Origin of the sequence: Acidovorax sp. SUPP950 (genome assembly GCF_030158935.1) — a bacterium.
Lineage (GTDB): Bacteria > Pseudomonadota > Gammaproteobacteria > Burkholderiales > Burkholderiaceae_C > Paracidovorax.
Window position 1 is genome coordinate 51,849 of record NZ_BQXE01000005.1, and the last position, 23,167, is coordinate 75,015.

Annotated in this window: 19 protein-coding genes and 1 tRNA gene; 6 read left to right on the top strand and 14 right to left on the bottom strand. The window is 69.6% G+C overall.

From position 1 onward, the window contains the following. Positions 1–143: 143 nt before the first annotated feature. From AVME950_RS18805 to AVME950_RS18815, 3 genes are all read left to right on the top strand, one after another. Positions 144–593, top strand: coding sequence for a YybH family protein (locus tag AVME950_RS18805; RefSeq protein WP_272565757.1), 450 nt, complete (start codon positions 144–146; stop codon positions 591–593). An 80-nt stretch (positions 594–673) separates the two neighbouring features. Continuing rightward, positions 674–1,750 (top strand): YheT family hydrolase, encoded by a 1,077-nt coding sequence (locus tag AVME950_RS18810; RefSeq protein ID WP_284430986.1) that lies wholly within the window; start codon positions 674–676, stop codon positions 1,748–1,750. Further along, positions 1,743–2,267 carry a DUF2946 family protein gene (locus tag AVME950_RS18815; RefSeq protein WP_272565753.1) on the top strand — a complete coding sequence of 175 codons (525 nt, stop codon included), beginning with the start codon at positions 1,743–1,745 and terminating at the stop codon, positions 2,265–2,267. Before AVME950_RS18810 ends, AVME950_RS18815 begins: the two co-directional genes overlap by 8 nt. Before the next feature lie 116 nt (positions 2,268–2,383). Here AVME950_RS18815 and AVME950_RS18820 read toward each other — a convergent pair whose 3' ends face one another. The 4 genes from AVME950_RS18820 to AVME950_RS18835 form a co-directional block, all read right to left on the bottom strand. Further along, positions 2,384–3,271, bottom strand: coding sequence for a c-type cytochrome (locus AVME950_RS18820; RefSeq protein WP_284430987.1), 888 nt, complete (start codon positions 3,269–3,271; stop codon positions 2,384–2,386). Between the two features lie 312 nt (positions 3,272–3,583). After that, positions 3,584–5,047, bottom strand: a complete 1,464-nt coding sequence (locus AVME950_RS18825) for an efflux transporter outer membrane subunit (protein ID WP_284431125.1) — start codon at positions 5,045–5,047, stop codon at positions 3,584–3,586. A gap of 23 nt (positions 5,048–5,070) precedes the next feature. After that, positions 5,071–8,229: an efflux RND transporter permease subunit gene (locus tag AVME950_RS18830; protein ID WP_284430988.1), complete on the bottom strand. Its 3,159-nt coding sequence runs from the start codon at positions 8,227–8,229 to the stop codon at positions 5,071–5,073. Positions 8,230–8,244: 15 nt separating this feature from the next. Beyond that, complete coding sequence (locus AVME950_RS18835) at positions 8,245–9,540, bottom strand: efflux RND transporter periplasmic adaptor subunit (RefSeq protein WP_284430989.1); 1,296 nt, start codon at positions 9,538–9,540, stop codon at positions 8,245–8,247. A gap of 215 nt (positions 9,541–9,755) precedes the next feature. On the opposite strand from AVME950_RS18835, the gene AVME950_RS18840 reads away from it, so the two are divergent. Further along, entirely contained in the window at positions 9,756–10,448 is a 693-nt protein-coding gene (locus AVME950_RS18840) for a TetR family transcriptional regulator (protein WP_284394426.1), read from the top strand. A gap of 33 nt (positions 10,449–10,481) precedes the next feature. Further along, positions 10,482–10,557 (top strand) — tRNA-Arg (locus tag AVME950_RS18845). 86 nt (positions 10,558–10,643) lie between these two features. Here AVME950_RS18845 and AVME950_RS18850 read toward each other — a convergent pair. Continuing rightward, entirely contained in the window at positions 10,644–11,723 is a 1,080-nt protein-coding gene (locus tag AVME950_RS18850) for a YihY/virulence factor BrkB family protein (protein ID WP_284406666.1), read from the bottom strand. A 201-nt stretch (positions 11,724–11,924) separates the two neighbouring features. Here AVME950_RS18850 and AVME950_RS18855 point away from each other — a divergent pair, with 201 nt between their 5' ends. Further along, complete coding sequence (locus tag AVME950_RS18855) at positions 11,925–12,077, top strand: hypothetical protein (protein WP_272565744.1); 153 nt, start codon at positions 11,925–11,927, stop codon at positions 12,075–12,077. Between the two features lie 24 nt (positions 12,078–12,101). Here AVME950_RS18855 and AVME950_RS18860 read toward each other — a convergent pair whose 3' ends face one another. The 9 genes from AVME950_RS18860 to AVME950_RS18900 all read right to left on the bottom strand — a co-directional run bounded on the left by AVME950_RS18860 (position 12,102) and on the right by AVME950_RS18900 (position 23,120). Next, positions 12,102–12,869, bottom strand: a complete 768-nt coding sequence (locus AVME950_RS18860; protein WP_284394422.1) for a class II glutamine amidotransferase — start codon at positions 12,867–12,869, stop codon at positions 12,102–12,104. 60 nt (positions 12,870–12,929) lie between these two features. Further along, complete coding sequence (locus tag AVME950_RS18865; RefSeq protein WP_272565741.1) at positions 12,930–14,396, bottom strand: DHA2 family efflux MFS transporter permease subunit; 1,467 nt, start codon at positions 14,394–14,396, stop codon at positions 12,930–12,932. 30 nt (positions 14,397–14,426) lie between these two features. After that, complete coding sequence (locus AVME950_RS18870; protein ID WP_272549570.1) at positions 14,427–14,615, bottom strand: 4-oxalocrotonate tautomerase; 189 nt, start codon at positions 14,613–14,615, stop codon at positions 14,427–14,429. A 37-nt stretch (positions 14,616–14,652) separates the two neighbouring features. Next, complete coding sequence (locus AVME950_RS18875; protein WP_284430990.1) at positions 14,653–14,901, bottom strand: cysteine-rich CWC family protein; 249 nt, start codon at positions 14,899–14,901, stop codon at positions 14,653–14,655. 173 nt (positions 14,902–15,074) lie between these two features. Next, positions 15,075–16,679: a methyl-accepting chemotaxis protein gene (locus tag AVME950_RS18880; RefSeq protein ID WP_284430991.1), complete on the bottom strand. Its 1,605-nt coding sequence runs from the start codon at positions 16,677–16,679 to the stop codon at positions 15,075–15,077. Positions 16,680–16,905: 226 nt separating this feature from the next. After that, positions 16,906–19,122: a malate synthase G gene (locus AVME950_RS18885; RefSeq protein WP_284430992.1), complete on the bottom strand. Its 2,217-nt coding sequence runs from the start codon at positions 19,120–19,122 to the stop codon at positions 16,906–16,908. Positions 19,123–19,332: 210 nt separating this feature from the next. Further along, a complete protein-coding gene (locus AVME950_RS18890) occupies positions 19,333–20,727 on the bottom strand; it encodes a class II fumarate hydratase (protein ID WP_284430993.1) in 1,395 nt (464 codons plus the stop codon). Between the two features lie 4 nt (positions 20,728–20,731). After that, complete coding sequence (locus AVME950_RS18895; RefSeq protein ID WP_284430994.1) at positions 20,732–21,715, bottom strand: tripartite tricarboxylate transporter substrate-binding protein; 984 nt, start codon at positions 21,713–21,715, stop codon at positions 20,732–20,734. Between the two features lie 28 nt (positions 21,716–21,743). After that, positions 21,744–23,120 carry a class-II fumarase/aspartase family protein gene (locus AVME950_RS18900; RefSeq protein ID WP_284430995.1) on the bottom strand — a complete coding sequence of 459 codons (1,377 nt, stop codon included), beginning with the start codon at positions 23,118–23,120 and terminating at the stop codon, positions 21,744–21,746. Positions 23,121–23,167: the final 47 nt, after the last annotated feature.

Below are 23,167 nucleotides of genomic sequence, written 5' to 3' on the forward strand. Positions count from 1 at the left end.
GCCCGCGCATTCTGCCCCAGCCCGATCGGGCACCGCGTAGTCCGCCGGGCCGACCGCCCGGCCGGTCCGGCGGCCGCGGGCCGGGCGTTGCGGCCCGCCAGCCCCGACAATAGCGCCACCGCATGACAGCCCACCGAAGCGCCATGACCCGATCCCCCTACCGTGCCGCCACCCTGGGCGGCTCCGCCGACGAGACCGAAGCCGCCTTCTACGAAGCCCTGCAGACGGGCAACCTGGAACGCCTGATGGCGTGCTGGGCCGAGGAGGACGACATCGTCTGCGTCAACCCCGGCGGCCCGCGCCTGCTGGGCGCCGCGGCCATCCGCGCCGCCTTCAGCGCCATGTTCGAGCACGGCACCCTGCGCGCCCGGCCGGCCCAGGTGCACCGGGTGCAGGCCATGGCCAGCGCGGTGCACAGCGTGGTCGAGCACGTCGAAGTGGTGCTGGACGGCGGGGTGCGCGAGGCCATCGTGCAGTCCACCAACGTCTACCACAAGACCCCGCAGGGCTGGCGCCTGGTGGCCCACCACGCCAGCCCGGGCACCGTGCACGAAGCCCAGGCGCCGGGCCACCCTCCGCCGGTGCTGCATTGAGGCGCTGCCCGCCATGTTGTCGGCCCACGGGCTTCAAGCCTTTTAGCCCTCCAGCACAATAAGTACTAGGGCATGTTGCTATGAAATATGTAGCGCCTCGCTGGTTGCCCGGCGGCCACCTGCAGACCATCTGGCCGGCGCTGGCCTCGCGCCGGGTGCTGGCCGCGCCGCCGGCCTATCGGCGCGAGCGCTGGACGGCACCGGACGGCGATTTCGTGGACGTGGACTTCCTGGCGCCGGCCCCGGGGGCCGGGCCGCAGGCCGATCCCGGCCGGCCGCTGCTGGTGCTGTTCCACGGGTTGGAGGGCTCGTCGCGCAGCCACTATGCCGAGGCCTTCGCCGATGTGGCGCGCGAGCGCGGCTGGGCCTACGCCGTGCCGCATTTCCGGGGCTGCAGCGGCGAGCTCAACCTGGCGCCGCGCGCCTACCACTCGGGCGACCACGAGGAGATCGCCTGGATCCTGGCACGGCTGGCGCAGCGGCAGGCCGACGGCGCCCTCGGGGCCGACGGCACGCCCGGCCCGCGCGCGCCGCTGCTGGCGGTTGGCGTGTCGCTGGGCGGCAATGCGCTGCTGCGCTGGGCTGCCGAGGCCGGCGCTAGCGCCTCGCGCAGCGCCGATGCGGTGGCGGCCGTGTGCTCGCCGCTCGACCTGGCCGCGGGCGGGGCGGCCATCGGCCGGGGCTTCAACCGGCAGGTGTACACGCGCATGTTCCTGCGCACCATGGTGCCCAAGGCGCTGGCCAAGCTGCGCCAGCACCCGGGCCTGTTCGACCGGCAGGCCCTGCTGGCCGCGCGCGACCTGTACGACTTCGACAACGTGTTCACCGCGCCGCTGCACGGCTTTCGCGACACCGACGACTACTGGCGCCGCGCCTCGGCCCAGCCGCTGCTGGGGCGCATCCGCATCCCGTCGCTGGCCGTCAATGCGCGCAACGATCCGTTCGTGCCGGCATCCAGCCTGCCGCGCGCGGGGCAGGCCGGACCCCACGTCACGCTGTGGCAGCCCGCGCACGGCGGGCACGTCGGCTTCGCCCAGGGGCGCCTGCCGGGCCACGTGCGCGCCATGCCGGCCGAGGTGGCCGCCTGGCTGGCGGCCCACGGGGCACCGGACTACGCGGCCGGCGGAACCCCCTCGATACCATCGCGCCATGGATGACATCGTCAAGCAGGCCATCGCCAAGTGGCCCAACGTTCCCGACTGCTACGGCTGGCTGGGGCTCGACGCGCGGGGCCGCTGGTACATGCGCGACGACGCCACCCAGGCCCAGGGGCCGTTCCCGCAGGCCAAAGGCTCGCTGCTGGCGCACGGCAAGCTCATCGACTTCATCCAGCGCAACTACGAGGCCGACGCCCAGGGGCGCTGGTTCTTCCAGAATGGCCCGCAGCGCGTGTATGTGGAACTGGAGATCACCCCGGTGGTCTGGCGCATCGAGCCGGATTTCACCCTGGTCGCCCACACCGGCCGCGCCTCCACCGCCCGCGAATGCCTGCTGGACGAGGCCGGTCGCCTGTACCTGTTCGACGGCACCGTGCTGGGGCTGGCGCACACGCTGGACATGGAAACCGCCGCGCAGGCGGTCGAGGCCGGGCAGTGGGACCCGCAGCCGGTGCAGGCGGCCGATCTGCCGGTGCGCTATGGCTACGTGCTGCAGCCTTCGGTGTTCCGGGTCTGAGCCGTTGCCGGGCCCCGGCCCGGGGCGATATCCCGACGGCGAGGGCCTTGTCACCCTGTCCGAAACGAAAAAAGCCGGTCGATGACCGGCTTTTTGCTGGGGGAGGGTGCCTCGTCTTACTTGGCCGCGTTGGCCATGAACTCGACCGCCGCGTGGATGTCCGCGTCCGACGCCTGCGTGCCGCCGCGGGGCGGCATGGCACCCTTGCCGGCGATGGCGATGCGCGTCATGCCGTCGATGCCGTCCTTCAGGCGCTCGGCCCAGGCGGCCTTGTCGCCGAACTTGGGCGCACCGGCGATGCCGGCGGCATGGCAGACCTGGCATGCCTGCTTGTACAGGGCTTCGCCAGCGCCGGCGGCGGCCGTCGTCGTGGGGGTGGCGGGTGCCGCGGCCGGAGCGGGTGCTGCTGCCGCGGTGGCCTGTGCAGCGGAAGCGGGCGCTGCAGCCGCCGTAGGGGCGGCAGCGGCGTCGGAAGCCCCGGTGGCGGCACCGGAGGCCCCTGCGGCTGCGGGGGCGGCGGGCTCTTCGAACTTGGCGCCGGCCGCGTTGGCCATATAGGCCACGCCGCGCGCGATCTCGGTGTCGTTGAAATCGCCGCCGCCTTGCGGGGCCATCGCGCCCTTGCCGGCGAGGGCGGAATGCACCAGCGCCTCGAACCCGGTCTTGATGCGCGGGCCCCAGGCCGCGGCGTCACCCAGCTTGGGGGCGCCTGCCGCGCCCGTGGCATGGCAGGCGGCGCATTGGCCCTTGAAGACTTCCTCGCCGGGGCGCAGGGGGCGGTTGGCATCGCGCACTTCCACCATGCCCACCTTCTGGATGCGTTCCGCCAGCGCCCGTTCGGGGTTCGCGGCGCCATCGGCCGGCTTGGTGCCCGAGGTCACGTACATCACGAGCCCGATGATGGCGAAGATCGGGACCACAAACGAAAAGAAGACCGTCAACAGCAGTTGCTTGGGATTCTTGATGGGGCCGGTGTGCGCTTCTTCGTGGGGGGTGTCGCTCATGACGTCCTCTATGTATCGGGGGCTTGATGAAACCAGCCGCTGATTATAGGAAGGCTCTCCGGGGCCGGCCGTTAGGGAAAACGGCCGGCTTTTCCTGGCGTTTGCGCTGCATCAAGAACCGGCGGCAGGCATTGGGGTGGCGGCTGTGCGGATCGCACTTGCGGGCGGGGGCACCACGCCGGCGCATCGCAGCGGCCCTGAAAACAAAAACGCCCTGCAAGGACGGTTTTCCTTGCAGGGCGCGGTGCCCGGTCTGGCGGATAAAGCCGCACCCCCGTGCGTGCCCGAAGCCGCTTTGCGGGGGGCGCGGGATCAGGAGCCCGAGGCGCGTTCGTCCTGCGGCGTCCAGCCGCCGCCCAGCACCTTGTACAGGGTGATCTGGTTTTGCAGCTGGATGAGCCGCGTCTGCACCACGAGTTGCTCGGAGGTGAACAGCGAGCGCTGGGCATCCAGCAGATCGAGGTAGCTGGACACGCCGTTGCGGTAGCGCAGATCCGACAGCTGCAGGCGCTTGGCGTCCGCATCCGCCTGAGCGCGCTGCGCCGCCAGCTGCTCTCCGAGGGTGGCCTGGCCCGCGAGGGCGTCGGACACTTCGCGGAAGGCGGTCTGGATCGACTTCTCGTACTGCGCCACCGAGATGGAGCGTGCGGCCCGCGCCGATTCGAGCGTGGCCTGGTTGCGCCCGGCATCGAAGATCGGCAGCGCCGCCTGCGGCGCCAGCGAGAAGGCCCAGGAGCCGCTCTTGAACAGGCCCGACAACTCGTTGCTCACCGTGCCCACGCTGGCGGTCAGCGAGATGCGCGGGAAGAACGCCGCGCGCGCGGCGCCGATGTTCGCGTTGGCGGCGATGAGCTGCTGTTCGGCCTGGCGGATGTCGGGGCGCCGCGTGAGCAGGTCGGACGGCAGGCCCGCCGGAAGCGCCGGCATGGCGGGGGCGTCGGCCAGGCGCGACACCGTGGTGCCCAGGCTGTCGCGGATGTCCTGCGGCAGGGGCTGGCCCAGCAGCAGGGCCAGGGCGTTCTCGTCCTGCATGCGCTGGCGCCGCTGCTGCGCATAGGTGGCGCGGGCGGCCTGCGCCAGGCCTTCCGCCTGGCTGTTGTCCAGCTCGGAACTCACGCCGTTTTCCAGGCGCAGGCGCGTCAGCTTGACCGACTCTTCGCGCGTGCCCAGCGTGCGGCGCGAAATGTCGAGCAGTTCCTCGTCGGCCAGCAGGTTGAACCAGGCGGTGGCGACGGACGACACCAGGCTCAGTTGGGTGGACCGGCGGGCCTCCTCGGTGGCGAAATACTGCGCCAGGGCCTGCTCCTTCAAGGCGGCGATGCGCCCGAAGAAGTCGATTTCCCAGGCCGAAACCGCCAGGCCGACCTGGTAGCTGTTGGCATACGAACGCGTGGTCGTGTCGGGCTGGCGCGTCGCGTTGACGGCGGCGTTCACCGTGGGGAACTGGCCGGCGCGCTGGATCTGGAACTGCGCGCGGGCCTGCTCGATGTTGAGCGCGGCCACACGCAGGTCGCGGTTGTTTTCCAGCGCGATGGCGATCAGCGTCTGCAGGCGTGCATCGGCGAAGTATTCCTTCCAGTCGATGTCCGCGGCGGCCTTGGCCGTTTCGGCGCCGCCGGCGGCCGCGGCGTTGGGGAACGCCTGCGGCACCGGAGCGGCGGGCCGCTCGTAGGTCGGGATGAAGCTGCAGCCTGCCAGCACGGCGGCGGCAGCCACCACGCTCAGCAGGGGGCGTACGATGCGCGCACTAGCGCGCAGGGACGATGGATGGGGCATGGGGGTCTCCAGCGGATCGGTCGTCATTCAAGGTTTTCCGTGGCATGGCGGTGCTGGACCTGCTTGGCGTCGTGCTCCTGCTGGCGCTTGCTGCCCTTGAAGAAGGTGCGCACCAGCACGAAGAACACGGGCACGAAGACCACGGCCAGCACGGTGCCGGTGATCATCCCGCCGATCACGCCGGTACCGATGGCACGCTGGCTGGCCGAGCTGGCGCCCGAGGCGATGAACAGCGGCACCACGCCCAGCGTGAATGCCAGCGAGGTCATGATGATCGGCCGGAAACGCAGGTGGGCGGCTTCGAGGGCGGCCTCCAGTGCGCTCTTGCCCTCGGCCTGCAGGTCCTTGGCGAACTCCACGATCAGGATCGCGTTCTTCGCCGACAGGCCGATGATGGTCACCAGGCCGATCTGGAAGTACACGTCGTTCGACAGCCCGCGCATCAGCGTGGCCAGCAGCACGCCGAGCACGCCCAGCGGCACCACCAGCAGCACCGACACGGGAATCGTCCAGCTTTCATACAGCGCGGCCAGGCACAGGAACACCGCCAGCAGCGAGAAGGCGTAGAGGATCATGGCCTGGGAGCCGGCGAGCTTTTCCTCGCGGGACTGGCCCGTCCACTCGAAGCCGAAGCCGGGCGGCAGTTGGCCGGCCAGGCGCTCCATCTCGTTCATCGCATCGCCGGTGGTGAAGCCGGGACCGGCATCGCCCGCGATCTTGATGGACGGGTAGCCGTTGTAGCGCACCGTCTGCATCGCGCCCGTGATCCAGCGCGTGGTGGCGAAGGTCGACAGCGGCACCGTCTGGCCCTGGCTGTTCACGACCGGCAGGTCCAGCACCGATTCCGGGCGCATCCGCGCCGCGGCGTCGGCTTGCACCACCACGCGCTGCAGGCGTCCCTTGTTCGGGAAGTCGTTGATGTAGCTCGAACCCAGCGCGGTCGAGAGCGCCGCACTGATGCTGTCGAAGCCGATGCCCAGGGCGTTGGCTTTGTCGCGGTCGATGTCGATCTGCATCTGCGGCGCATCTTCCATGCCGTCGGGGCGCACGCCCGCGAGGACCTTGCTCTGCCCGGCCATGCCGAGCAGCTGGTTGCGTGCCCCCAGCAGCGCTTCGTGCCCCTGGCCCGCGCGGTCCTGCAACCGGAAGTTGAAGCCGGTGCCTGTTCCCAGTTCGGGAATGGGCGGCGGGCTCAGCGCGAAGATGAAGGCATCGCGGATGCTGGAGAGGGCGCCGAAGGCGCGGCCGGCCACGGCCGAGGCCGCGTGTTCGGCGCCGGAGCGCTCGCTCCAGTCCTTCAGGATCACGAAGGCCAGGCCCGCGTTCTGGCCCTGGCCGGAAAACGAGAAGCCCGCCACGGTCACGATGTTCTCGACCTCGGGCTGCTTGAGCATGTAGCCTTCGACCTGCTTGAGCACCTCGCTGGTCCGCGACTGTGCGGCGCCGGGCGGCAGCTGCACGTTGGTGATGATGTAGCCCTGGTCTTCGTTGGGCAGGAACGAGGTCGGCAGGCGCATGAACACCACCGCCACCGCGCCGATCAGCGCGAGGTACACGATCATCATGCGGCCGCCGCGGCGCAGCATCTTGCTCAGGCCGCTTTCATAGCCGTGCGTGGCGTTCTTGAACGAACGGTTGAACCAGCCGAAGAAGCCTTTCTTCTCGGCGTGGTGCTCGGGATCGATCGGCTTGAGCAGCGTGGCGCACAGGGCCGGCGTGAGCGACAGAGCGAGGAACGCCGAGAAGGCGATCGACGTGGCCATCGTGGCCGCGAACTGGCGGTAGATGTTGCCGGTGGAGCCGGCGAAGAACGCCAGCGGCACGAACACCGAGATCAGCACCACGGTCACGCCGATGACGGCGCCCGAGATCTGGCCCATGGCCTTGCGGGTGGCCTGCAGCGGCGGCAGGCCTTCCTCGGCCATGATCCGTTCGACGTTCTCCACCACCACGATGGCATCGTCCACCACGATCCCGATCACCAGCACCATGCCGAACATGGTCAGCACGTTGATCGAAAAGCCCATGGCCATCAGCACGCCGAAGGTGCCCAGCAGCGCCACCGGCACCACGATGGTCGGGATGATGGTGTAGCGGAAGTTCTGCAGGAACAGGAACATCACGATGAACACCAGCACCACGGCTTCGATCAGCGTGTGCACCACCTTCTCGATCGAGACGGACACGAACTTGGAGGTGTCGTACGGCACCACGTAGTTCACGCCCTGCGGGAAGAACTTCTTGAGCTCTTCCAGCTTGGCCTTCACCGCCTTCGCCGTGGCCAGGGCATTCGCGGACGGCGTGGGCTGCACGCCCAGGCCCACGGCGTCCTTGCCGTTCAGGCGCGCGCTGGTGTTGTAGCTCTGCGAGCCCAGCTCGATGCGGGCCACGTCCCTGAGGCGGACGGCCGAGCCGTCCGTGTTGGCGCGCAGCACGATGCGGCCGAACTCTTCGGCCGACGACAACTGGCCCTGCACCACGATGGTGGCCGCCACGGGCTGGCCCGTCTCGGCCGGCAGATCGCCCAGGTTACCGGCGGACACCTGCGCGTTCTGCGCGCGGATGGCGGCGTTGACCTGGTCGAGCGACAGGTTGAAGCCCTTGAGCTTGGCCGGGTCCACCCAGATCCGCATGGCGCGTTCGGAGCCGAACTGCGTGAGCGTGCCCACGCCGGCCACGCGCTGCAGTTCGGGAACCACGTTGCGCGCCGCATAGTCGTTCAGCGCCTCGATGCTCACGTCGGGGCTTTCCGTCGTGAGCATGGCGAACATCAGGAAGTTGGAGCGCGACTGCTCCACGCGCACGCCCTGCTGGGTCACGGCGCTCGGCAACCTCGGCGTGGCGCGAGAGAGCCGGTTCTGCACGTCCACCTGCGCGAGGTCGGCATTGGTGCCGGGCTCGAAGCTCAGCACGATGCTGCCGGTGCCGTTGGCCTGGCTGGTCGTCTCGACGTAGGCCAGGCCGCTCGCACCGTTCATCTCGCGCTCGATGACGGCCAGCACGCTGTCCTCCAGCGTCTGGGCGTTGGCGCCAGGGTAGGCCACCGACACCTGGATGGTCGGCGGCGCGACGGCGGGATACTGCGCGATCGGCAGCCGCGTGATGGAGATGGCCCCCATCACGATGATGAAAATGGTGATCACCCACGCGAAGATGGGGCGCTCGATGAAGAACTTGGCCATGTGCCGCGCTCCTTCTTATGGCTTGGCCGGGGCGGCAGCGGAAGCGGCGGACGCGGCGGGAGCCGCCGCAGAGGCGGGCGCACCGGGCGCCGCGGCGCCAGCGCCGCCGGCCTGCCAGGCCACGGGCTGCACCACGATCGGATCGCCGGGCTTGCCGCGCGGCAGCTTCTGGAAGCCGTCCACCATGACCTTTTCGCCCGTCTGCAGGCCTTCCAGCACCACCCAGTTCGTGCCCTGGGCCGGCCCGAGCTTGATGGGGCGCGGCGTGAGGTGGTTGTCCGCGCCCACCACCATCACGGTGTCGCCCTTGGCCGAGCGGGTCACGGCCTGCTGCGGCAGCAGCACGCCGCCGGCCACCTGGGCCTGCTCCAGGCGCACGCGCACGTAGAGCCCCGGCAGCAGCTGGCGGTCGGTGTTGGGGATCTCGGCGCGCAGCGTGACCTGGCCGCTGGTCGGGTCCACCGTCAGGTCGGTGAAGAGCAGCTTGCCGGTCTGGGGATAGAGGCTGCCGTCTTCCAGCACGACGCTCACGCTGGCCGAGCCCTTGCCGGCCTGCTTGTACTTGCCGCTGGCCAGGCCCGCCTTGAGCTTGAGTGCTTCGGAGGCGGACTGCGTGAAGTTCACGTACAGCGGGTCGATCTGCTGGATGACCGCCAGCTCGGTGGCCGAGCCCTGGCCCACCAGCGCGCCTTCGGTCACCAGCGCGCGGCCGATGCGGCCGGAAATGGGGGCGGTCACGGCCGCGTAGCCCACGTTGATCTGTGCCGTGGTCACGGAGGCGCGGGCGGCGGCGAGGTTGGCTTCGGCGGTCTTTTGCGAGGCGACGGCGTTGTCGTATTCCTGCTTGCTGATCGCGTTGACCGCCACAAGCGGTTTGTAGCGCTCGGCCAGCGCGCGGGTCTGTGCCACGTTGGCATCGGCCTGCGCCACACTCGCCCGGGCGCTTTCCAGCGAAGCCCGGTAGGGCGCGTCGTCGATGGCGAAGAGCTTTTGCCCAGCCTTCACGTCGCTGCCTTCGGTGAACAGGCGTTTTTGCAGGATGCCCGCGGCCCGTGCACGCACTTCGGCGACGCGGGAGGCCTCCAGCCGGCCGGGCAGTTCGGTCACGAGGCCCACGTCGCCGGGCGCCACGGTGACCACGCCCACCTGGGGCGGGGGAGGGGCGCCGCCACCGGCCTGGGCCGGGGCTTCGCTCTTGCCGCAGGCCACCAGGACGGTGGCGGCGACCAGGCTGAGGCAAAGGGCCACGACCCGGCGTGCGGGGGGGAGGGCGGCAGCGGAAACGCCAAGATCGTCACTGAGGCGAAGCATGAAAGTCCTTCCGGAAATGCGCTGATTGAAAAGGCCATGCAGGCACGGAGATGTCTTTGATCGGCATCAACCACGCAGATGGCCCTTGAATTCGGTGCGCGATTATACATACAAACATGAATGTATAATTGCTGCGGAGCGCTGGCGCCGCCCTTTCCACGGGGTGGGCAATGCCAGAAAAACGCGGACATCGAACACAAAAGGAGACATGCCCCATGGCCCGACGCACCAAAGAAGACGCCGTTGCGACACGCAATAGTTTGCTGGATGCGGCCGAGCAGGTCTTTTACCAGAAGGGTGTGTCGCACGCGTCGCTCAACGAGATCGCGCAGGCCGCCGGCGCCACGCGGGGCGCCATCTACTGGCACTTCAAGGACAAGGTCGACCTGTTCAATGCGATGATGGAGCGCGTCACCCTGCCGCTGGAGCGCGCCAACGGCGAATGCGAGAGCAACGAAGACATGGCGCCGCTGCAGCGCATGCGTGGCGTGATCGACCTGGTGCTGCGCAACCTGGCGCAGGACCAGCGCATGCAGCGTGTCTTCGAGATCGCTTTCTTCCGGGTGGAATACGTCGAGGAACTGGCGGGCGTGCGCGACCGGCACATCGCCGCCTGCGGCGCCTTCCGCGAGCAGCTCGCCAACGACCTGCGCCTGGCCGCCGAAAGCCAGAAGGTGCAGCTGCCCATGCCCCCGCAGATCGCGGCCATCGCCCTGCAGGCGATCTTCGAAGGGCTGCTGCAGGGCTGGATCCTCAACCGCGCCAATTTCGACCTCCCGGCCACCGGCCGTGCCTCGGTGGACGCCTACCTGCGCGGGCTGGGCCTGGAGCTGCCCCCGCTGCCGGACTGGCTGCAGGATTGCTCTTTGCGGGACGTGTGCCCGCACGCCGCGAGGGCCGTGCCATAATCGCCGACTGATCGGGCCGCAATGGCCCGCTGTGCGGCTGTAGCTCAGTGGATAGAGTATTGGCCTCCGAAGCCAAGGGTCGTGGGTTCGATCCCCGCCAGCCGCACCATCGATGATCGCCGCAGTGCCGGACAACGCACTGGGTTCTCCCTCTTTTTCCATTCCTTCCGATTCGCGTCCGGCGTTACTGCCGCATCAGCGGCGCCTGCGCAACGCGTCGCGCTTTTCACGCCGTTCCAGCCACAACGACAGCGCCACGCGCGCGGCCAGCAGGGCCACGGTGGTGGCCAGGGCGCCGGTGGACAAGGGCGCTGCCGGAGCCGCTTGCATGGCGGGCGCGGGCAAAGGCGTGACGGGCGTGAGCGCCGAGTTGGCGTCGGCCCCGCCCTTGCGGGGCTCGACCGGGTCGAGCAAGGCCTCGGGGGCGGCGGCATGCGAGCCGTGCTCGGCCGCATACACCTTGGTGAATTCCGCGCCCAGCAGAAAGATCTGCGCGGCGTAATACACCCAGATCAGCACCACCGCGATGGCGCCGGCGGCGGCATAGGTCGAGCTCAGGCCCGCCTTGCCCACATACAGGCCGATCAGCACCTTGCCCACCTCGAACAGCACGGCGGTCACCGCGGCGCCCACCCACACGTCGCGCCAGGCGATCGGCACCGAAGGCATGAACTTGAAGATCATCGCGAACAGCACGCAGCTGATGCTCATCGACAGCAGGGTGTTGATGCCCATCAGCATCAGCTCCCAGCCCGGCATCAGCGCGCCGAGCCAGGTGCCCGCCGCCGCCACCGCGGCGCTGACGGTGAGCGAGGCCATGAGCAGGAAGGCCAGGCCCAGGATCAGACCGAACGACAGGAAGCGCGCGCGCAGCAGGCCCCAGATGCCGCTCGGCTTGGCGGGCTCCGGCACGTGCCAGATGCGGTCGAGCGCGCTCTGGATCTCGCCGAACACCGTGGTCGCGCCGATGCCCAGCAGCACCAGGCTGATGGTGCTGGCGATGATGCCTTCTGTGGGCTCGCGGGCGCTCTTGATGAGGCCCTGGATGGCGAGCGCGCCGTCGCGCCCCACCAGGCCGGAGATCTGTCCTTCGATGGTGCCGCGCACCGCGTCCTGGCCGAACACGGCACCGGCGATGGAGATCACGATGACGAGCAGCGGCGCAATGGAGAACGCGGTGTAGTAAGAGATGGCGGCCCCCATGCTGGGGGCGTAGTCGTCGAGCCAGGCCTGGCAGGATTTCTTGGCGAGTCGAAAAAGGGTCGAGGCGTTCATTGCGGTTCCGGGGTCAGGCCTCTGGTGTAACCAATCGCATTGCCGCAGGCTGTAGGAGGGGGCCGGAAGCGCCCTTCGCCGGCCCCGTTCGTTCCCCACGGGGAGCCCGTCCGATGCAGCGCGAGGGCGCCGTCCCACACGGGGGCGGCCGCGGGCGGTGCGGTAATCCGGTCATTCCCAGAACCTTTGCGAGGTCCGTCCATGTCCCGTTCGCACCGCCAGTGTTCCGATAAAGCCAAGCCCCGGGAGATCAAGCGCCAGCGCCAGCGGGAGGCGATGTTCAAGCCGGCGGGGCGGGGCGGCGTGCCGTTCTATCCCGACCCCGAACCGCCCGTGTGGAAACCGCTGGGCTGATGCCACGCCCGCCGTGCCGGCGCGCTACGGCGTGGCGCAGGCCCCGTCCACGAACACCCGCAACTCGCCGCTCTGGAAAGCGGTCCACTGCTCATCGCTGGTGAGCGGCGCGGTCACGACGACGGCCACGCGGTCCTGCGGCGTGGTGTGGGCGGAAAAATCGATGCGCAGGTCTTCGTCGCACAGGCGTGCCTGCGAGAAAGGGTGGCGCCGCTCGATGTAGTAGAGCTGCGTGGAGGCGTGCGCCCACAGCGCCTGGCCGTTCGACAGCAGGAAGTTGAACGTGCCGTGTGGGGCGATGCGCGCGGCCAGTTCGCGCAGGGTGATGGTCAGCTCCGCAATGCTGGGCACGCCCGCGTGGGACTTGGCCAGCTCCTGCATGATCCAGCAGAAGGCATGCTCGCTGTCCGTCGTGCCCACGGGGTGGAAGTGCGAATGCAGCCGTGGGCGGAAGTCCTTCAGGTCGCCGTTGTGCGCGAACACCCAGTACCGGCCCCACAACTCGCGCACGAACGGGTGGCAGTTCTGCAGCGAGACGCTGCCCTGCGTGGCCTTGCGGATGTGGGCGATGACGTTGCGGCTCTGGATGGGGTAGCGGCGGATCAGCTCGGCCACGGGCGAGTCCACCGCGCGCTGGTGGTCCACGAAATGGCGCAGGCCCTTGTCTTCGAAGAACGCGATGCCCCAGCCGTCGGAATGATCCGCCGTGTTGCCGGCACGCTGCGCGAACCCCGTGAAGCTGAACGTCACGTCGGTCGGCGTGTTGGCATTCATTCCGAGCAACTGGCACATGGGCTTTGGGAGAAAAGAAGGAAAAGGACGAAGGGCGGAAGGCCAGGGACGGGATCGGGCTTAGCGGCCCGGCGCTGCGGCTTTGGGCGCGCGCAGCTGCCACGCGGCCACCAGCGCCAGCAGGCACAGGCCGGTGAGCAGCAGGAAGGTTTCGCCGAAGGCGGCGATGCGCGCCGGGCTGCTGACCGCGTTCTGCAGCGAGTCGCCATGCGCGGCGATGCGCCATTCGAGCACGATCCCGCACAGGCTCACGCCGGCTGCGCCGCCCAGCATGCGCACGAAGCTGATGGCGCTGGAGCCCTGCGCGATGAGCGGCTTGGCCAGCGGCCGCATGGCCCCCAGGTTGAGCGAGGGCAGGATGAACCCGAGCCCGATGCGCCCCAGCACCGCGAACACCACCAGCATCCACAGCCCGCTGGTCAGATCGACCAGCACCATGAGCGCGAACGAGATCGCCAGCAGCGCCAGGCCCGTGCCCACCAGCCAGTGCGTGGGGTGGCGGTCTGCCAGCCGGCCCACGATGGGAATGGTGATGGCCAGCACGATGCCCGCCGGCAGCATGATGGTGCCCACGTGCGAGGCCGACAGCTGCAGGCCCAACTGCATGAACACCGGCAGCAGGTAGGTGGAGCCGAAGAGCGCCGTGCCGTAGATGAAGGCCACGATGCTGCCCATGGCGAACTGCCGGTACTCGAAAAGGCGCAGGTCCATGAGCGGCGTGGCGCCGCGCGCCAGTTGCCGGCGCTGCCACGCGATGAAGACGGCCAGGGCCGCGAAGGCCGCCAGCAGCAGCGCGCCGGCCTGCAGGCCCGGCCCGCCGTGCAGCGCCACCAGGCCGTTGAGCAGGCACAGCGTGCCGACCGCGCCCAGTACCAGCCCGCGCCAGTCCAGCGCGTTGCCGGACTGGCCGGCAACGGCGCCGCCGGGGCTGCTGACCGGCACGAACCGGTAGGCCAGTGCGATGGAGGCGATGCAGAACGGCACCACCATGAAGAAGATCGAGCGCCAGCCGAACCAGTCCACCAGCAGCCCGCCGATGCTCGGGCCGATGGCTGGGGCCAGGACCACGCCCATGCCGAAGATGCCGCTTGCGCGGCCCTGCTCGTGCGGCTGGAAGGCGTAGAGGATGATGACCGCCGGAATCGGCTGCACCACGCCCGCGGCCAGCCCTTCGAGCACCCGGGCGGCCAGCACCAGCCCGTAGTGGCTGGCCACGCCGCCGCCGATGCCGCCCACCAGCAGCAGCACCATGGCGCCCACGTAGGTCGCGCGGTAGCCGAAGCGGGCCAGCAGCCAGGGGGTGGTGAGCATGGCGACCGTGGTGGCCACCATGAAACCCGACGACACCCACTGCGCGCGTTCCTGGCCGAGCGTGAAGTAGTGGCTCATGTCGGGAATGGCCACGTTCACGATGGTCGACGACATGATGGAGGCCATCGTGCCGACCATCACGGACAGCAGGAGCAGCCAGCGGTAGCGCTCGCCGTACCGTTCGCGCAGCAGGGCGGTGGAGCCGGGACCGGTCATCGGGCGGAAATCGGGCAGGTGCCGGCCGGATCAGGTCCGCTCGGACCAGAGCTTTCCGCCAGTGGCCCAGTTCTCGCGCTTGACGTCGGTGATGAGGATGTCCACCGAGTCGGGCGAGCCGCCGAGGATTTCCACCGACACGCGGGTGATCTCTTCCACCAGCTTCTTCTTCTGTTCGATGGTGCGGCCTTCCATCATTTCGATGTGGTACGTCGGCATGTCGGTCCTTCAAGGAGTTCAAAAAAGGGAGCGGCCATCATATCGGCGCGCCGGTTGCCGCGCCCTGTGGCGCGGAGCCCGTTCCGGCCGCGCATCGGGGGCACAGGCAGGCGGTGCCGCGCTGGCCGGGGGCCAGTTGCGCCAGGGCCTGCGCGGACACGTCGGCCGCCATGCACCAGCAATCCGCGGCGGGGGCGCCGGCTTCGATGGCGCACTGGTTGCGCCCGCCGCACAGGGGGCAGCGGGACGGGTCCAGCGGGGCGGGGGAGGGCGGTGCGGCGGTCATGGCGTCGGGGCAAGGCGCCAGTGTAGACCGCGCCAGTGCGGCGGGGTGCCGCACAGGGGAATGGGTAAAAATGCCTTCCGGCGCATATTCTTCTAGGGCATTGTGCTATTAATTAAATAGCAATCGATTGCCCGGCGGAGCCCGCGCCGGGCATGGGCCACCGGCCGTTCGCGTCAGCGCGCGAGGGCCGGCGCGTGGCGCGCTGCCGCGGGCGCCGGGCCGGCGCCGTCGGCGTTGCCGACGCGGAACACCGCCACCGCACGCACCAGTTGCGCCGTCTGCGATTCCAGCGAGCCGGTGGCCGCGGCCGCCTCTTCGACCAGCGCCGCGTTCTGCTGCGTCACCGTGTCCATCTGCGAGATGGCCTGGTTGACCTGCTCCAGCCCGGTGGTCTGCTCCTGGCTGGCCACGCTGATCTCGCCCACGAGGTCGGTCACGCGGCGCACGCCGTCCACCACCTCGCGCATGGCTTCGCCGGCCTGCTCCACCAGCCGGTTGCCCGAGTCCACGCGCTGCACCGAGTCGTCGATCAGGCCCTTGATCTCCTTGGCCGCCGCCGCGCTGCGCTGCGCCAGCGTGCGCACCTCGCCCGCCACCACGGCGAAGCCGCGGCCCTGCTCGCCGGCGCGGGCGGCCTCGACCGCGGCGTTCAGCGCCAGGATGTTGGTCTGGAAGGCGATGCCGTCGATCACGCCGATGATGTCCACGATCTTGCGCGAGGCCGCGTGGATTTCGCCCATCGTGGAGACCACGTTGCCCACCACCTCGCCGCCGCGCACGGCCTTGTCCGAGGTGGCCTGCGCGAGCTGGTTGGCGGTGCGCGCGTTGTCGGCGTTCTGGCGCACGGTGGCGGTCATCTGCTCCATCGACGCGGCCGTCTGCTGCAGCGCGCTGGCCTGCTCTTCGGTGCGGCTGGACAGGTCCAGGTTGCCCCGCGCGATCTCGCTGGAGGCCACGGCGATGCCCTCGGCCCCGTGGCGCACCTGGCCCACGGCGGTGCGCAGTTGCTCGCCCATGGCGTTCAGCGTGCGCAGCAGCTGGCCGGTCTCGTCCTGCGCGGTGCTGTCGGACGACACGGTGAGGTCGCCCGTGGCCACGGTCTTGGCCATGGTCACGGCATCGTGCAGCGGGTGGGTGATGCTGCGCGTGATCGCCACGGCCAGCGCCAGCGCGATCAGCGTGGCCAGCGCGCCCAGCGCGATCAGCTGCAGCCGGCCGCTCTGGTAATTGGCCTGCACGGCTTCGGAGGATTCGTTGATCTGCGCGCGCTGGAAGTCCAGCATCGCCTGCAGAGCCTGCAGGTATTGCTCGCCCGCGGGGGTGAAGTCGGTGTTCAGGATGCGCTCGGCGTCTTCCGAGCGGCCTTCGGCCTTGGCCTTGTAGATGGCGTCGCGGGCGACGACGAAGCGCTTGCGCTCTTCGCCGGCCTTGTCGAACAGGGCCTGCTCCTGCGGGCTGCTGATGAGCTTGGACAGCTGGCTCTGCTGCTCGGACGACATCTTGGAGGCCGCTGCGTTGTCCGCCGCGAACTGCTGCGCCAGGGTGGAGTCGGTGCTGCGGGCCACCACGCTGTGGCGGCGCACGTTGCTGAAGATGGTGCGGTACCAGTCGGAGATGAGCCGCTCCTTGGTCAGGGGCAGGGCCATCATCGAAGCCGTCTCCTGCGCCACCGACTGCAATTTCCAGGTGCCCACGCCCAGCATGGTGACGATGAAGAGGATGAGCACGCCGAAGGCCAGGCCCAGGCGTTTTCCGATGGAAATGTTTTGGAGGTTCATGGTGAGGCTAGGGAAAACCCTTGGTTGGGTGGCGATTCTCTCCGCATTGATCCAGCGCAACTACAAACCCTTACGCATTGCCGGAACATATGGATTTACCCGGATACCCCTGTTAAGCCGTGCTTTTCGGGCGCCCAACGACAACGGGGCACCCGGATGGGTGCCCCGTCGACGGGGGGGTGGCCGGCACTCGGGGTGCCGGCCGGGCGGAAGGTGCCGAGCCGGTTCAGCGCACGGCGGCGCCGGCCTTCACCTTCAGCCGCCAGGCGTGCAGCAGGGGCTCGGTGTAGCCGCTGGGCTGCTCCACGCCCTTGAAGACGAGGTCGCACGCGGCCTGGTAGGCGGCCGATTCGGCGAAGCGCCCGGCCATCTTCTGGTACAGCGGATCGCCGGCGTTCTGCTGGTCCACCACGGCGGCCATGCGCTCGAAGGTTTCGCGCACCTGCGCTTCGGTCACCACGCCGTGCAGCAGCCAGTTGGCCATGTGCTGGCTGCTGATGCGCAGCGTGGCGCGGTCCTCCATCAGGCCCACGTTGTGGATGTCGGGCACCTTGGAGCAGCCCACGCCCTGGTCGATCCAGCGCACCACGTAGCCCAGGATGCCCTGGGCGTTGTTGTCCAGCTCCTGTTGCTTTTCGGCATCGCTCCACTGCGGCGTGGCGGTGACCGGCACCGTGAGCAGGCCGGTCAGCAGGTTGTCGCGCTCGGCGTTGGCGTCGGTCTTTTCCAGCTCCTTCTGCACCTCGGCCACGTTGACCTGGTGGTAGTGCAGCGCGTGCAGCGTGGCGCCCGTGGGGCTCGGAACCCAGGCGGTGTTGGCGCCGGCCTTGGGGTGGGCGATCTTCTGTTTGAGCATCTCGGCCATCAGGTCGGGCATGGCCCACATGCCCTTGCCGATCTGCGCCTTTCCGCGCAGGCCGCACGACAGGCCCACGAGCACGTTGTTCTTCTCGTACGACTGGATCCAGGCGCTGGCCTTCATGTCGCCCTTGCGCACCATGGGGCCGGCCTGCATGGCGGTGTGCATCTCGTCGCCCGTGCGGTCCAGGAAGCCGGTGTTGATGAACGCCACGCGTGCCGAGGCTGCGGCGATGCAGGCCTTGAGGTTGACGCTGGTGCGGCGCTCCTCGTCCATGATGCCCAGCTTGACGGTGTTTTCGACCAAGCCCAGCAGTTGCTCCACGCGGCCGAACAGGTCGCTGGCGAAGGCCACCTCGGCCGGGCCGTGCATCTTGGGCTTGACGATGTAGACGCTGCCCTTGCGCGAGTTGCGGATGCCGCCCTGCCCCTTGCCCTGCAGGTCGTGCAGCGCGATGGTGGTGGTGACCACGGCGTCCAGGATGCCTTCGGGAATCTCGCGCTGCGTGCCCTGCGCATCGGTCCACAGCACGGCCGGGTTGGTCATGAGGTGGCCCACGTTGCGCAGGAACATGAGCGAGCGGCCGTGCAGGCGCACCTCGCCGCTGCCGTCCGGGGCGGTGTACAGGCGGTCGGGGTTCAGGCCGCGCGTGAAGGTCTTGCCGCCCTTGCTCACCTGCTCGGTGAGGTCGGCCTTCAGGATGCCCAGCCAGTTGGCGTAGCCGTTGACCTTGTCCTCGGCATCGACGGCGGCCACGGAGTCTTCCAGGTCCAGGATGGTCGAGAGCGCGGCTTCGACCACCAGGTCGCTCACGCCGGCGGGATCGGTCTTGCCGATGGGCGTGCTGCGGTCGATCTGCAGGTCCAGGTGCAGGCCGTGGTGGCGCAGCAGCACGGACGAAGGCGCTGACGCCTCGCCCTGGTAGCCCACGAACTGGGCCGGTTCCTGCAGGCCGGTGGTGCCGCCGCCCTCCAGCGCGACGACCAGCTGGCCGCCTTCCACGCGGTAGCCGGCGGCGTTCTTGTGCGTGCCCTGGGCCAGCGGCGCGGCCTGGTCGAGCACCTCGCGGGCGAACGCGATCACGCGGGCGCCCCGCACGGGGTTGTAGCCCTGGCCCTTCTCGGCGCCGTCGGTCTCGGGGATGGCGTCGGTGCCGTAGAGCGCGTCGTACAGCGAGCCCCAGCGCGCGTTGGCCGCGTTGAGCGCATAGCGTGCGTTCAGGATCGGCACCACCAGCTGCGGGCCGGCCTGCGTGGCGAGTTCGTCGTCCACGTTGGCGGTGGTGGCCTGCACATCGGCCGGCTGGGGCACCAGGTAGCCGATCTGTTCGAGGAAGGCTCGGTATGCCGCCATGTTCTGCACCGGGCCCGGGTTGGCGCGGTGCCAGGTGTCGAGTTCGGACTGCAGGCGGTCGCGCTCGGCCAGCAGGGCGATGTTGCGCGGGGCCAGGTCGGACACCAGCGCGCTGAAGCCCTTCCAGAACGCCTCGCTGTCCACGCCCGTGCCGGGCAGGACCCGGTCTTCGACGAAGCGGTGCAGGGAGGTGGCCACTTGCAGGCCGTGAACGGTGGTGCGGTCGGTCATGGAGGTCTCTTGGGTCTGGGAAAGGGTGGATGCGAACCGGCAACGGCCGCCAGGGACCGTCACCACGATGTCGACCCACTGTATTGCAAATCTTTCCAGACATAAACCGCCTGAAAATCTCAGAACCAGTGACTTTTACGCACAAATGAAGAAAGCGGCGGCGGGGTCCGGGCGGGGTTGCGCCGCCGCCCGGAGCGCCTTCGGTGCCCGTCAGCCGCGCCCGGCCATGGCCCGCGCGTCCACCCTTCGGTCGTATTCGTCGCCCGTGAGAAACCCCAGCGCCACGGCGGCGGCCTTCGGCGTGATGCCCCGTTCCATGGCCTCGCGCGTGATGCGGGCCACGCGGTCGTAGCCCAGCACCGGGTTCAGGGCGGTGGCCAGCAGCAGGGCGTTGTCCACGTTGGCGGCCAGGCGGTCGGTGTCGGCCTCGATGCCCTGCACCAGGCGCTCGGCGAACACGCGGGCGCTGTCGGCCAGCACGCGGATGGATTGCAGCAGGTTGTGGATGAGCACTGGCTTGGCCACGTTCAGCTCGAAGTGGCCCGATGCGCCGGCCAGCGTGATGGTGGTGTGGTTGCCCATCATCTGCCAGGCGGCCTGCGCCACCACCTCGGCGATGGTCGGGTTGCGCTTGCCCGGCATGATCGACGAGGTGAGCCCGTCGTCCGGGATGCGCAGCTCGCCCAGGCCGCAGCGCGGGCCCGAACCCAGGAGCCGCAGGTCGTTGGCGATCTTGGCCAGCGACGCGGCGACCACGTTCAGCGCGCCGGACACCTCCACCAGCGCATCGTGCGCGCCCATGCCCTCGAATTTGCTCGGGTTGGGCGTGAAGGCCATGCCGGCCAGCGCGCTGGCCTCCTCGCAGAACGCCACGTCGAAGCCGGGCGGCGCATTCAGCCCCGTGCCGGCCGCGGTGCCGCCCTGCGCCAGCAGGCACAGGCGGGGCAGGGTGGCGTGCAGCCGGTCGATGCCATGGCCCACCTGGTGGGCGAAGGCGTCGAAGCCCTGGCCCAGCGTCATGGGCACGGCGTCCATCAGGTGGGTGCGCGCGATCTTCAGCACGCCGGCGAAGGCGGTGGCCCGCTCCTGCAGGCGCGACTGCAGCAGCGCGAGCGCGGGCACCAGGCGGTCGCGCAGCTCCAGCGCCGTCGCCAGGTGCATCACGGTCGGAAAGGTGTCGTTGGACGACTGCGAGGCGTTCACGTGGTCGTTCGGGTGCACCGGGCTGCGCGTGCCCGGCGGCTGGCCCAGGCGCTGGTTGGCGCGGTTGGCCAGCACCTCGTTGGCGTTCATGTTGGTCTGCGTGCCCGAGCCCGTCTGCCAGATGGTGAGCGGAAAGTGCGCATCCAGCAGGCCGGTGCGCAACTCCTCGGCGGCGGCCTCGATGGCGTCGGCGCGCAGGGCGTCCAGCGTGCCCAGGCGGCGGTTGGCGCGGGCCGCCGCCTGCTTTTGCAGGCCGAAGGTGTGCAGCAGGCAGGCCGGAAAACGCTCCTCGCCGATGTCGAAGACCGCGAGCGCGCGCTGGGTCTGCGCGCCCCACAGGCGGTCAGCGGGAATCTCGACCGGCCCGAAGGCGTCGTGCTCGGTGCGGGTGGCGGCGCCCATGCGGTCAGTCCAGCGAGATCCTGGCCTCGGCCGCCACCTTGCGCCAGCGCTCCACCTCGGTGGCGGTGTGTCTGGCCAAGGCGTCCGGCGTGTACTGGTCGTCCGGCAGCATGCGGATGCCCTGCGCGGCCATCCTGTCGGTCCAGGCCTTGTCGGCCAGGGCCTTGGTGTAGGCCTGGTAGACCTTCTGGATGGCCTCGCGCGGCGTGCCCTTGGGGGCGTAGATGCCGTACCAGGTGGCGGTCTCGAAGCCGGGAATCACCTTCTGGCCCAGCGGGGGCACGCCCGGGAACTGCGGCATGGCCTTGTCGGAGGTGAGCGCCACGGCGCGCACGCGCTCCCCGGCCAACTGGGGCAGGGCGGTGTTGGTCTGGTCGAACATCGCATCGACCTGGCCTGCCACCAGATCTGTCATGGCCGGAGCCGCGCCCTTGTACGACACGGAGGTGATCTCGACCTTCGCGCGGCTGGCGAACAGCGCCGCCACCAGGTGCGAGGTGGAGCCCACGCCGGCGTTGCCGAAGTTGAGCTTGCCCGGGTTCTGCTGGCCGTAGGCGATCAGGTCTTCGGCCGTCTTGTACGGCGAGTTCTTGCCCACCAGCAGCACCAGGGGCGTGTCGGGGAAGCGGAAGACGGCGTCGAAGTCCTTCACCGGGTCGTAGGCCAGCTTTTTGTACAGCGAGGGCGCGGCGCCCATGTATCCCATGTGGCCGACGAGGAAGGTGTAGCCGTCTGCCGGCGCGCGCGCCGCCTTGGCGCTGCCGATGGTGCCGCCGGCGCCCGGCGTGTTCTCGATGATGATCTGCTGGCCCAGCTGCGTGCTGGTGCGCTGCGCGATGTCGCGCGCCATGGCGTCGGTGGGGCCGCCAGCGGCGAAGGGCACGATCCAGGTGAGCGGCTTGGCGGGGTAGCCCTGCGCCTGGGCGGCGAAGGCGAGGGTGGCGGCGGCCAGCGCCACGGCGGCGCGGCGGAAGGTCGAAGGTTGCATGCTTGTCTCCGGTTGACGTTCTTGGGAATCAGCTTTTTTTCTGCGCGCGCGACAGGGCCAGGGCGCGGTCCACCATCCCGGGCGCGGCGCCCAGGTAGTTGCGGGGATCGGTGAGGCGGTCGATCGCCGCGCGGTCGAAGTGGGCCGACACCTCGGGCAGCCGCGCCAGCGCATCGGCCAGCGTGCCGCCCTGCGTGTTCACGGTGCGGCAGGCGCCGTAGACGATGTCGTGCGCCTGCTGGCGGCCGGTGAACGGGGCCAGGCCCATCATCACGGCCTCGGCCACGATCAGGCCGTCCGTCATGTCCAGGTTCCTGGCCATGCGGTCTTCGTTGACGATCAGGCCGCCGAGCATGAAGCGCGCCTGGTTCAGGGCCCCGGCGGTGAGCACGAAGCTCTCGGGAATGGCGATCCATTCGGCGTGCCACGGGCCGGTGGCGCGCTCCAGGTCCTGCACCATGGCGTCCAGCATCAGGCCAGCATGCTGGCGCACGGACTTGGAGGCCGCCAGCATCAGCTCGCTGGAGATCGCATTGCGCTTTTGCGGCATGGTGCTGCTGGCGCCGCGGCCGGGCACGAAGGGCTCGAACACCTCGCCGAACTCGGTGGCCGACAGCAGCATCACGTCGTAGGCGATCTTGCCCAGCGAGCCGGTCACCAGGGCCAGGAAGTTCACCGCCTCCGCTAGCCCGTCGCGCGCCACGTGCCAGGTGGTGGCGGGCACGCCCAGCTGCAGCTCCTCCATCAGCAGGCCCTGCACCTCCAGCCCGCGCTCGCCCAGCGAGGCCAGCGTGCCCGCGGCGCCGGCGAACTGGCCGACGAGCACGCGCTTTTTCAATTCCTGCAGCCGCTCGGCATGGCGGTCGAACATCGCTAGCCAGATGGCGGCCTTGTAGCCGAAGGTGATGGGCAGCGCGTGCTGCAGATGGGTGCGCCCGGCCATGGGCGTGTCGCGGTAGCGCTCGGCCAGGCCGGCCAGGATGCCGCGCAGGGCCGCGATGTCGGCCTCCACCAGCGCCAGCGCGTCGCGCACCTGCAGCACCGTGGCCGTGTCCATGATGTCCTGGGTGGTGGCGCCCCAGTGCACATAGCGGCCGGCGTCGCCACACTGCTTCACCAGCTGGTGCACCAGCGGCAGGATGGGGTAGCCGACAATGTCGGTCTCCTGGCGCAGCAGCTCGAAGTCGAGCGCGTTCAGGTCGCAGCGCGCGGCGATCTCGCGGGCCGCTTCGGCCGGAATCACGCCGCAGCGGCCCTGCGCGGCGGCCAGCGCCACCTCCACTTCGATGTAGCGGGCGACGAGCGTGCGGTCGGCGAAGATCGCGCGCATGGCGGGCGTGCCGAAAGCGTCGCGAAAGAGCAGCGAGTCGATGGCGGTGCTGGAGGCGAAGGCGGGGGTGGTCATGGTGTCGGTGGTTGCGTCGGCGTCCGCGGGTGATTAAGTTCGGACAT

Coding starts and splice junctions, on each gene's coding strand:
- AVME950_RS18805 (WP_272565757.1), top strand. CDS start 144: ATGACCCGATCCCCCTACCGTGCCGCCACCCTGGGCGGCTCCGCCGAC.
- AVME950_RS18825 (WP_284431125.1), bottom strand. CDS start 5,047: ATGCCCCATCCATCGTCCCTGCGCGCTAGTGCGCGCATCGTACGCCCC.
- AVME950_RS18890 (WP_284430993.1), bottom strand. CDS start 20,727: ATGGGCGCCGCCACCCGCACCGAGCACGACGCCTTCGGGCCGGTCGAG.
- AVME950_RS18860 (WP_284394422.1), bottom strand. CDS start 12,869: ATGTGCCAGTTGCTCGGAATGAATGCCAACACGCCGACCGACGTGACG.
- AVME950_RS18850 (WP_284406666.1), bottom strand. CDS start 11,723: ATGAACGCCTCGACCCTTTTTCGACTCGCCAAGAAATCCTGCCAGGCC.
- AVME950_RS18815 (WP_272565753.1), top strand. CDS start 1,743: ATGGATGACATCGTCAAGCAGGCCATCGCCAAGTGGCCCAACGTTCCC.
- AVME950_RS18865 (WP_272565741.1), bottom strand. CDS start 14,396: ATGACCGGTCCCGGCTCCACCGCCCTGCTGCGCGAACGGTACGGCGAG.
- AVME950_RS18830 (WP_284430988.1), bottom strand. CDS start 8,229: ATGGCCAAGTTCTTCATCGAGCGCCCCATCTTCGCGTGGGTGATCACC.
- AVME950_RS18835 (WP_284430989.1), bottom strand. CDS start 9,540: ATGCTTCGCCTCAGTGACGATCTTGGCGTTTCCGCTGCCGCCCTCCCC.
- AVME950_RS18885 (WP_284430992.1), bottom strand. CDS start 19,122: ATGACCGACCGCACCACCGTTCACGGCCTGCAAGTGGCCACCTCCCTG.
- AVME950_RS18855 (WP_272565744.1), top strand. CDS start 11,925: ATGTCCCGTTCGCACCGCCAGTGTTCCGATAAAGCCAAGCCCCGGGAG.
- AVME950_RS18895 (WP_284430994.1), bottom strand. CDS start 21,715: ATGCAACCTTCGACCTTCCGCCGCGCCGCCGTGGCGCTGGCCGCCGCC.
- AVME950_RS18840 (WP_284394426.1), top strand. CDS start 9,756: ATGGCCCGACGCACCAAAGAAGACGCCGTTGCGACACGCAATAGTTTG.
- AVME950_RS18820 (WP_284430987.1), bottom strand. CDS start 3,271: ATGAGCGACACCCCCCACGAAGAAGCGCACACCGGCCCCATCAAGAAT.
- AVME950_RS18810 (WP_284430986.1), top strand. CDS start 674: ATGAAATATGTAGCGCCTCGCTGGTTGCCCGGCGGCCACCTGCAGACC.
- AVME950_RS18880 (WP_284430991.1), bottom strand. CDS start 16,679: ATGAACCTCCAAAACATTTCCATCGGAAAACGCCTGGGCCTGGCCTTC.
- AVME950_RS18870 (WP_272549570.1), bottom strand. CDS start 14,615: ATGCCGACGTACCACATCGAAATGATGGAAGGCCGCACCATCGAACAG.
- AVME950_RS18875 (WP_284430990.1), bottom strand. CDS start 14,901: ATGACCGCCGCACCGCCCTCCCCCGCCCCGCTGGACCCGTCCCGCTGC.
- AVME950_RS18900 (WP_284430995.1), bottom strand. CDS start 23,120: ATGACCACCCCCGCCTTCGCCTCCAGCACCGCCATCGACTCGCTGCTC.